Annotated in this window: 6 protein-coding genes and 1 pseudogene; 4 read left to right on the top strand and 3 right to left on the bottom strand. The window is 45.0% G+C overall.

The window, feature by feature from the left end; all coding sequences use genetic code 11:
• Nucleotides 1-18 precede the first annotated feature (18 nt).
• Nucleotides 19-1,557, bottom strand: a pseudogene (gene yccS, locus BCT34_RS23450) (YccS family putative transporter); the annotation flags it as partial.
• A gap of 177 nt (nt 1,558-1,734) precedes the next feature.
• Here yccS and helD point away from each other — a divergent pair.
• Both helD and BCT34_RS23440 read left to right on the top strand, forming a co-directional pair.
• Nucleotides 1,735-3,810, top strand: coding sequence for a DNA helicase IV (helD, locus tag BCT34_RS23445; RefSeq protein WP_076654697.1), 2,076 nt, complete (start codon nt 1,735-1,737; stop codon nt 3,808-3,810).
• An 86-nt stretch (nt 3,811-3,896) separates the two neighbouring features.
• Nucleotides 3,897-4,247, top strand: coding sequence for a VOC family protein (locus BCT34_RS23440; protein WP_076654698.1), 351 nt, complete (start codon nt 3,897-3,899; stop codon nt 4,245-4,247).
• A gap of 81 nt (nt 4,248-4,328) precedes the next feature.
• Here the strand turns inward: BCT34_RS23440 and BCT34_RS23435 are convergent, their stop codons facing one another.
• Nucleotides 4,329-4,784: a methylglyoxal synthase gene (locus BCT34_RS23435; RefSeq protein WP_076654699.1), complete on the bottom strand. Its 456-nt coding sequence runs from the start codon at nt 4,782-4,784 to the stop codon at nt 4,329-4,331.
• A 60-nt stretch (nt 4,785-4,844) separates the two neighbouring features.
• Complete coding sequence (gene torT, locus BCT34_RS23430) at nt 4,845-5,792, bottom strand: TMAO reductase system periplasmic protein TorT (RefSeq protein ID WP_241902768.1); 948 nt, start codon at nt 5,790-5,792, stop codon at nt 4,845-4,847.
• Here torT and BCT34_RS24715 point away from each other — a divergent pair.
• Both BCT34_RS24715 and torS read left to right on the top strand, forming a co-directional pair.
• Nucleotides 5,737-5,901: a hypothetical protein gene (locus BCT34_RS24715; protein ID WP_241902769.1), complete on the top strand. Its 165-nt coding sequence runs from the start codon at nt 5,737-5,739 to the stop codon at nt 5,899-5,901. The genes torT and BCT34_RS24715 overlap by 56 nt on opposite strands.
• Nucleotides 5,902-5,965: 64 nt before the next feature.
• Nucleotides 5,966-8,938, top strand: a complete 2,973-nt coding sequence (torS, locus tag BCT34_RS23425) for a TMAO reductase system sensor histidine kinase/response regulator TorS (RefSeq protein WP_076654701.1) — start codon at nt 5,966-5,968, stop codon at nt 8,936-8,938.
• Nucleotides 8,939-8,973 lie beyond the last annotated feature (35 nt).

The following is an 8,973-nucleotide window of genomic DNA, read 5'->3' as shown; positions in this document are numbered from 1 at the left end:
GTTTTACTTGACCACTACAGCTAATCTTGGCAACACCACCGCGTAACCTTCTCCTAACTGGTTGAAGCAGAAGAGCACAAGCAGTGTGATAAAGGCAGTCGCGAATCCGTAGTTATTGATTCGAAACGCAAAGAACATCACGCCACTGATCACAATGAACACCAACTGGCTCTCTTGAGACGGGAAGAAGGTCAGTAACGGAACTCCGATCAATAAGCCTGCGACCGTACCAATGACACGCGCGGTCAGCTTTTGACGCGTTGCACTGTAGTTTGGCTGACACACAAATAATGTCGTCAGTAGAATCCAATAACCTCTTTCAATATCAAAACCTTGGATTATTCCGTAGCCCAGCGTCAAAGTAATCGCCATACGAATAGCGTGGCGGAATAGCATCGAATCGGTGTTCAGGTTAGCTTTGATTTTGTGCCACATTGCCGTAAGCGTATGAGGATTGGTATCGTCTAATACGCCCTCTTCAATCTTCTCTGCGTCTGGGTTACTGATGTTCGAGAGCTGTTTTTCAACGGTTGCTAGGTTATTGAATAAGTAATCTAACTGGTTCAACAGTGATTTCCATTTTGGATTGTTCTGTTGGTGCAGGTGATTGAGCGAAGACATCAGTTCATCAAGAGCCAGTACAGACTTGTCACCATGTTGGTATTCAGCACCGACTTTCAATGAGCTCGCTACTTCTTTACATGCTGTGGCTTGAGCTTCGAGTAGATACTTAAATCGAAATAACACGTCAGAGCGTTCGAAGTGTTTTGCCAGTTCTTGATAACGATAATGGCTTGAGCTTACGCGTTCGTGAATATCTTGTGCGATGAAGTAAGTGTTAAGAAATCGGTCACTCGGCCCATCAATGTGCCCACGCTTAGAACGGTTGAGTAGCGTCGCTTTACACATGTTGAGGGCGTTAACGGTACTTGCGTTGAGCTTAGCTTCAATGATTCGGTGTGGTTGGGGAATTAAATCTGAAACGGGGTAGAAGAGTTCTGCTTTTGAGTCGATGTAATTACCGATTTGATCGAATACTGTCGCTAGGTTTTGCTGCACAGGTTGCATTGGCCACACTATCTGCCAAATCATCGACATAAAATAGTACCAAGCGGCACCCGTTAACAGGAGAAGCGGTTGAAACCACAGGTTGGTGCTCTCGTGCGCACCGAGCATGGTATAGATGGCAACCAACAGAGAACCAAACGCGATACTGGCGTATTTAGGGCCAATAGCCCCGAGAATGATAAAAGAGAAGGTTGAAACAAAAAGTCCTATTGCGAACAACCAAGGTGTATTGAAGAGAATCTCAATAGAGAACGCCGCGACGGCGAAACAGATAAACGTCAGAGTGAGTGCTTTCAAGCGCCCGGTAAAGCTGTCATCGCTTTCTGCAAGGGCTGCCGCGATAACCCCTAAGATTAAAGGCGTGATCAGTGTGTTTTGTCCATAATACCAAGCAGGCACCACCACACCGAGTAGAGTGATGAGAATTAATACGCTGTAATTTATGGTTTTATTCGCCCAATAGAGGCGTAATTTGGCTGAAAAGTCCACAGTCGCTCGCTTGACACACTAAAAACCATAATCCTAACAGAAATCAAGCACAAGAATTTGATACTTATCCATAATTGCCCGTAGGTGGTCATGATTGCGTCGATAAGATATGAGATATTATTAATTCTCATTGCATCATGATATAAATTCAATATTCCCAATTAAGAGCACACTCCAATGCAGCTAAGCGCTAACAAGACTGCACAATTTTTTATTCAAAACGAATATCATCAAGTTGAACTTGATGGTCCACGCTTGCTGTTATCTTCAGTGGGCAGTGAAGAGCGTATCCCGTTTACTATTTGGAGTGGCAAGATCGCGATCAAACGCGGGTTGTTTTGGGGATCGCTACAGTTTTTTGCTAATCAACAAGACGGAAAACAGCGCAGTTGGTTAGTACAAGGTTTACCTTGGGATCAATGCCGTCAATTCGCACGCGCCTCCGTTGCTGCTTATCAGAAGTGGCACGACACCCAATGTGAACAATTGGCAGAACACGTACCTCAATGGGAAGCTGAATTAACACGTCTTGAGCAACTCCCTGCCTTCTTACCACACTCTAAAGTCAACACTTGGGTAGATATGGTCAACTCAGGCCTAGAGAGTATGACGATGACGCTTGAAGAGGCCGCGCAACGCATGCCAAAACGCATCGCGAGGATGCAACCATGGTTATCTGAAACGGAAATCAAGCAAGCCGAAAGAAACCAGCAGTGGCTAGAGACAGAACGAAAAAATTGGGAAGTGTTGTTTGCGCAATGTGAGTCGTCGCCACTGAATTTGTCGCAACAATATGCGGTGTTGATGAATGATGATCACAACCTTATTTTAGCGGGTGCTGGCTCGGGTAAAACCAGCGTGCTAACGGCTCGTGTCGCGTATTTACTGCAAAGCCATCAAGCTCAAGCTGAAGAGTTGTTATTGCTCGCATTTGGTCGTGAAGCGGCAGAAGAGATGAAGCAACGCCTCGACAGTAAAATTGGTTTATCAGCCGAGAAGGTACAAGTCAGCACATTCCACCAGTTGGGCTTAAAGATCCTCAATCAAGTTGAACCCGAACGCGTGGTTATTTCTCCGTTAGCACTCGATGACAACCAACGCCAAGCATGGTGCATTGATTGGTTGAAGAAACACTGGATGACGCCGACTAACTTCAAACGTTGGCAAAAGCACTTATCTAAATGGCCAATCGCCTATTTAACGGGTGATGATGAGCTAGGTAGCCATGTTTCAAACCTTAAGCTGATTGGTTGGCTTGAAAAGCAGCTTGAACAGTTGAACGCTTCTGGCTTAACCAAGAAAGAAGTACAACAACAGCTGATTGATCACCGAGACTATACTCGCCTCAATAGTGAGCTTTCATTGTGTTGGCCATGTGTGACAGCGTGGCAAAAGGAACTGAAAGAACAGAATCATATCGACTTCTCAATCATGATCAGTCGAGCGACTCAGTATGTCGAGAAGGGCAAGTTTATCTCGCCTTGGAAGTTCATCATGATCGATGAATATCAAGACATCTCTCCAGACCGCCTTGCCTTGGTTGAGGCGCTTTGTAATCAATCGAAAGCCGAGCACAAAGCCTCTATTTTTGCGGTAGGCGATGACTGGCAGTCGATTTACCAGTTTGCGGGTGCGGATGTGGATTTAACCACGGGCTTTAAGGAACGCTTTGAAAGCTCGACCATTCATCACCTAGATACCACTTACCGCTTTAACAATCAGTTAGGTGCGGTGGCTAATCGCTTTGTACAAGAAAACCCAATTCAGATTCCGAAAGAGCTGAACAGTTTCAAGCAACAGAAGCAGAAGGCGGTGTACAGTGCGCCAAGCAAAGAAGTGGAGAAGATCCTCGACCAATTGAATCGCCAATCTAAAGGTAAAACCAACAAGTCAGTGCTGCTGCTTGGACGCAATCATTACCACAAACCAGAATTGCTAGACGATTGGAAAAAGATCTATACCTCCATTGATATCAACTTCATGACTTGCCACGGAAGCAAGGGTAAAGAAGCAGACTTCGTCATTATTCTTTGTGTGGACGAAGGACAGTTCCCGACGAAGAAGAAACAGCTGCATATTGATGGCGCATTGACTGAATCATCAGACGCGTTCCCTTATGCGGAAGAGCGTCGCCTATTCTATGTCGCGATGACGCGGGCAAAAGAGAAAGTATGGATCACACACAGTGGCGACGGTTCAGGTTTTGTGCAAGAGCTGCATGGATCTGATTACCCTGTCGTTCGCAAAAAGTGATATTGCTTGACGTGATTGTCTAAGATTAGATCTTCAATTCCGGCCTAATATCATAAGGTAAAGGCATAAAGCAGAAGGAATCCGCTATGGAACATGGCTCTATTAACTACATTGAATTTGCAGCGAAAGACATCGCCGCCACTAAGGCGTTTTTCAGCCAAGTGTTTGGTTGGAGCTTTGAAGACTATGGCTCGGAATACTCAGCTTTTGAAGGTAAAGGCTTAATGGGTGGGTTTTATTTGGCAGATCTCGCATCGAATGCTGATCACGGCGCTGCGTTGATGGTTTTCTATAGCCAAGATCTTGAGCAAACCGAGCGCGATGTGATTGAAGCGGGCGGTCAGATAAACCGCGAGATATTTAGTTTTCCCGGTGGTCGACGTTTCCATTTTAGAGAGCCAAGTGGTAATGAAATGGCAGTGTGGAGTGACAAATAGCCCATACTCCTATATTCAGACGAACAAAAAGCCTGCGATTAAGCAGGCTTATTAGTATGTATTCATCTGTCTACATAAGCGTTAGGTGCGTTCAGCAAGGTACGCTTCGTAATCTGGAATCTCGATGATCACTTCTTCTTCAAGCATCGAAGAGTTGAATAGGAAGTTAGCAGTAGCGCGGTTGGTTGCTACAGGAATGTTCCAAACACTTGCGATACGAAGCAGTGCTTTTACATCTGGGTCATGCGGTACGGCATTAAGTGGATCCCAGAAGAAAATCAGCATATCGATTTTGCCTTCAGAGATAAGTGCACCAAGTTGTTGGTCACCGCCCATAGGGCCACTGATCATGCTTTTGATTGCTAAGCCTGTTTCTTTACTTAGTAGAGAACCTGTCGTGCCCGTTGCGTAAAGGAAGTGCTTTTGCAGTTTTTCTTTGTTCTCTTTAACCCATCTTAGTAGCTCAGGTTTGAAGTGGTCATGAGCGACCAAAGCGATATGCTTGTGTGTTGGCATAGTGCGCGTCGTTTTTTGCATGGATGTTCCCTAAATTGTTGTTTCGTTTTTATTGTTTTGAGTTCTTAAGCCAATATAACACTAAGGATTCACACTGAATACCGGACGAAACTCAGAAGGTGACAATGAGTCGGCGATAATTTGATCTTTGAGTGTTGCAGGGGTTAGCGCTTCGATAATTGGTGCGCTGTGTTTCTCATAAGGTTGGCCGCGTAAGTAACTCGTGGCTTGTTTTACCGACAGTCGACCTTGCTCTACCATTTTGTCTGTAGGTGCAAAAAGTACCTTGTTACGAAGTAAGCCGCGATAAGTGCCGTGACTGAGGTAACTCGAAATTAGCCCAATCTCTTGGGTTTTGTCTGCTGCTCGTAGCTCACTGATTGCCGCTTCAATCGCAACGGCGCTTCCAACGATATATTGAATATCCGGTTGCTCGATCACCTGTTGGACTAGGTTTCTTTGCAGTTCTTTATCGTTGTCTGCCCAATAGCTGATGGCGATTTTGATATCGCTTGATTTGATCGCATCATAAAAGCCAAGTGCCACAGGCTTAGTTCCGCCACTCGCTTGTGGGCCTAGTAACAGAGCTATTGGTGTTTCACCTGATCCTTTCGGGTGTCGTTTCGACAAAAACTCTCCGACTTGATACCCCATTTGATACCAGTCGACACCAACCGTGCCTTTTAATACCTTTTGCTGTTCTTCATTGACGGTCAACTCATTCACGGTTGCAAACACAGGTGTTGAGCCAACCCAATCGCTTAGGTTGTCATGGTACGCATCGGGTGAAACTGTGCCTAAAATAATGGCATCGGCGCCCCATTGTGTGCAAAGCACCAGTTGCGAGGCTTGCTTGGCAACGTTAGGGTACCCGCCAGCTTCTAATACTCTAAGTTCAACTTGCTGCTTTTCGGCTTCTGAAACCATTCCGTAGTTAACAGACAACCAGTAAGAATCCTTTAGGTGCGGATAAATGGCACAAATTTTCTCTTTATGCGATGTGGCTTCGGCTGGTTTTATTGGGCTCAAAGGCTCGCTAGCACTGGCGAGAGTGGTCACTGAGGCCAATAATGAGAGAAGAATTTTTGAAGCAAAAGGTCTAGATAGCATGAATTGCCGTTTTATTGGTTTTAGATAAGAAACACTGCAAAATATAGCGTATTCTGCATGGGTAAAGAAGAACGTTTTAAGGTTTAGAGTTTATGTTGTTAGCTTCAGCGAGTATTGGACGCAAGCTGCTGGCCTCATTCTTAGTGATGGCACTGTTGGTTCTATTGTCTGCATTGATCGGTGTTTCTGGTTTTAGCTTTGTAGCAAAAACGGAAAGAAACGTCGTTGATTCAGCACTTCCTGCCATGATCGAAGCTCGTCAGGTTTCTGAGTTGAGTAACCGGATTATTTCATCTGTACAAACGCTTTCTAGCGCCAGAAATGAGGCCGAAAGAAAAGAGGCTGGCACTGTACTGTTCGATCAACTTGAGTCGCTTCTTCAGCATATCAAAGACCTTGGTGTCGACAGTTTTGATTCGCAGCTCCTCGATAAACTCGAAAATAATGTCCAAAGCGTTATTAATACACTGGCTGAGCTGGGTGTGTCGGTTGAGCGTAAGCTTTGGTTAAGCAAAGAGTTGTCGTCTCGTGTCGAAGAGATGCGTTTGCTCGCCGAAGAGCTAGAACAGCTAACACGAACCCAGGTTTTGAACACGGCCACCATTGCGGTTGCTAACGTAACGCACATTTACGATCTGCTAGAAACCAAAGAAACGGATAAAGCGTACCAAGCCCTAGATGCGCTGGTTGAGGTTGACCTTGATTTGTCTGAACGTCTGCACGAGTTGCATTTGTTGGCGTTCAAAATGCTTAATCAAATTGAAGAAACACAAACCGTTACTAACGTAGAACGTATTCATCAAATCCAATCTGAGTTTGAATCCAATTTAAGAATCATGGCACGTCGCGTGAAAGCAGTAGAAGATCCTACGCGTTCAGCGCAGATGTCTCAGCTTCTAGAAGAGCTAAGAAAGCGCCAAGTCGTGTTCGATATTTCGTTAGAACAATATGAGAACACCAAGAAGTCAGAGTTTCTGATGCAGAATACGTTGGAGTTGTTCTCTCAATTGAACACTACGGTTAACCAGTTGGTGGATGACTCAAACCTAAGCACCAAGAAAGCAGTTGATGAGCTAACGAGTACATTGAATTTGGCGCAATGGTCGCTGTCTGTGATTTCAGTTATTGGCTTGGTTATCGTCGCATTTATCGTGTGGCGAGTGGTGTATATCTCAGTAGTTAAGCGCCTTACTGAATATTCCTCTGCCTTAATGTCTATCGCGCAAGGCCGTTTGAATATCGATATTTCAGTTAAGGGCAATGATGAACTGGCTCATATGGGCGAGGCGATCATTACCGCCAGAAATACCGCTCAGGCACTGCAAGTAGTGGCGGTGGGCGAAGCAAAGGCGAAGCGTGAGCTCGAGGAGCACAAAGAACACTTAGAAGAGTTGGTTACTGACCGAACTTATCAGCTGCAAAAGACCAATGAGAAGTTGAACGTCGAGGTGGAAAATCACGCTAAGGCTCGCAACGCGGCAGAACAAGCAAGTCGAGCAAAATCTGCTTTCCTAGCGACAATGAGTCATGAAATTCGAACGCCTATGAATGGTGTGTTAGGTACCGCAAGATTGCTCAAAGATACAGGGTTAGACCCGCTGCAATCCGGTTATGCCGACATCATTAACCGCAGTGGTAAGAATCTACTCGCGATTCTGAATGACGTACTGGATTACTCCAAGATTGAGGCGGGGCATTTAGAAATACGCATCGCTTCTTTTGACCTTCATCAGATGGTTCAAGATACTTACCAGTTAATGGAAGGACGTGCTGCTGAGAAGAAATTAAATTTTGACTACCACATCGAAAGCGACGTGCAACGTTACTGGCGTGGTGACGTCACACGAATCAGCCAAATCTTGAATAATTTGGTCGGTAATGCGATTAAGTTTACTGAAAGTGGCTCGGTCGATATCTTTATTAGCTTAGATATCGAAGATGAAAATCGAGTGATGTTTGAAGTGTCAGATACCGGTGTCGGAATTGACGCAAGCGAGCAAGCTTGTTTGTTTGATGCCTTTACTCAAACCGATAGCGGTCGCAACAAAACTGGCGGCACAGGGCTTGGATTAGCGATCAGCAAAAGCATCATGCTGGCAATGAATGGGGATATTGGCGTTCATTCTGAAGAAGGTGAGGGCAGTCAGTTCTGGTTCTCTTTACCACTTGAAGCCGGTGAGAAAATAGAAACGAAAGTGCCGGTCATTGAAGCTTGTATTCGAGCAAAGGTTCTTCTGATAGAAGACAACCCAGTAAACTGCATCGTAGCTGAAGGCTTTTTGCACAACTTGGGACACGAGGTGGTGATCGCAACAACCGGGCAAGAAGCGAGAGCTATCTTTAAAGAGCAAGATTTTGATATCGCCTTAGTTGATATCAACTTACCCGATTGCGATGGCATCGAACTGATTCAGTACCTGAAAGATGATTTACGAGTGCTTAATAGTAGTGCTGAGATTCAACGTTCAGAACCTCCAATGATCGCAGTGTCGGCGCATGTATTTAACGAAGAAGTTGAAGAGTATCTAGCATCCGGATTCGATGGATTCTTACCTAAGCCATTGGAAAAAGAAGCATTGGCTAAATTGGTGAACAGCCAGTTAGCTGAGCATGAGCTACTGCTGCCACAGCCTGATCCTAATGATCGTATTTGCAGTGCTCAAAATGGCGAAATTGATTCAGTGCATCAACCTATTGATAGACCCCAAATAGTCCAAGAAAAAGAGGAAGCCGATGTGTTGATCATTGACGTTAAGGTGATAGAAGGCGATCTTGCTATTCTAGGAAAAGAGAAAATGCAGACGATTGTCGGGCTTTTTGAACAGAGTAGCCGCGAGACTTTAAACGAACTCGTGGATGCAAGCGATTCGAATGATAGCCGAGCCATTAAATCACTTGCTCATAAACTTAAAGGGTCAGCAGGGAGCTTAGGACTGTTAGCCTTGTTTGATGTGTGTAAGAACATTGAGATGAGTAGTAATCCATTATCGCAATACAGTGACAGCGCTGAACATTTGACTGAGCTGGTTAAAGACTCTCTTGCAGCACTTCAGCAACATGTTTGATTTTCACTGCTATTAGATGAAAAAATCCTCTGCCA

Origin of the sequence: Vibrio sp. 10N.261.45.E2, from assembly GCF_002875705.1 — a bacterium.
GTDB lineage: Bacteria > Pseudomonadota > Gammaproteobacteria > Enterobacterales > Vibrionaceae > Vibrio.
This window is presented reverse-complemented; position numbering and strand designations above follow the sequence as displayed.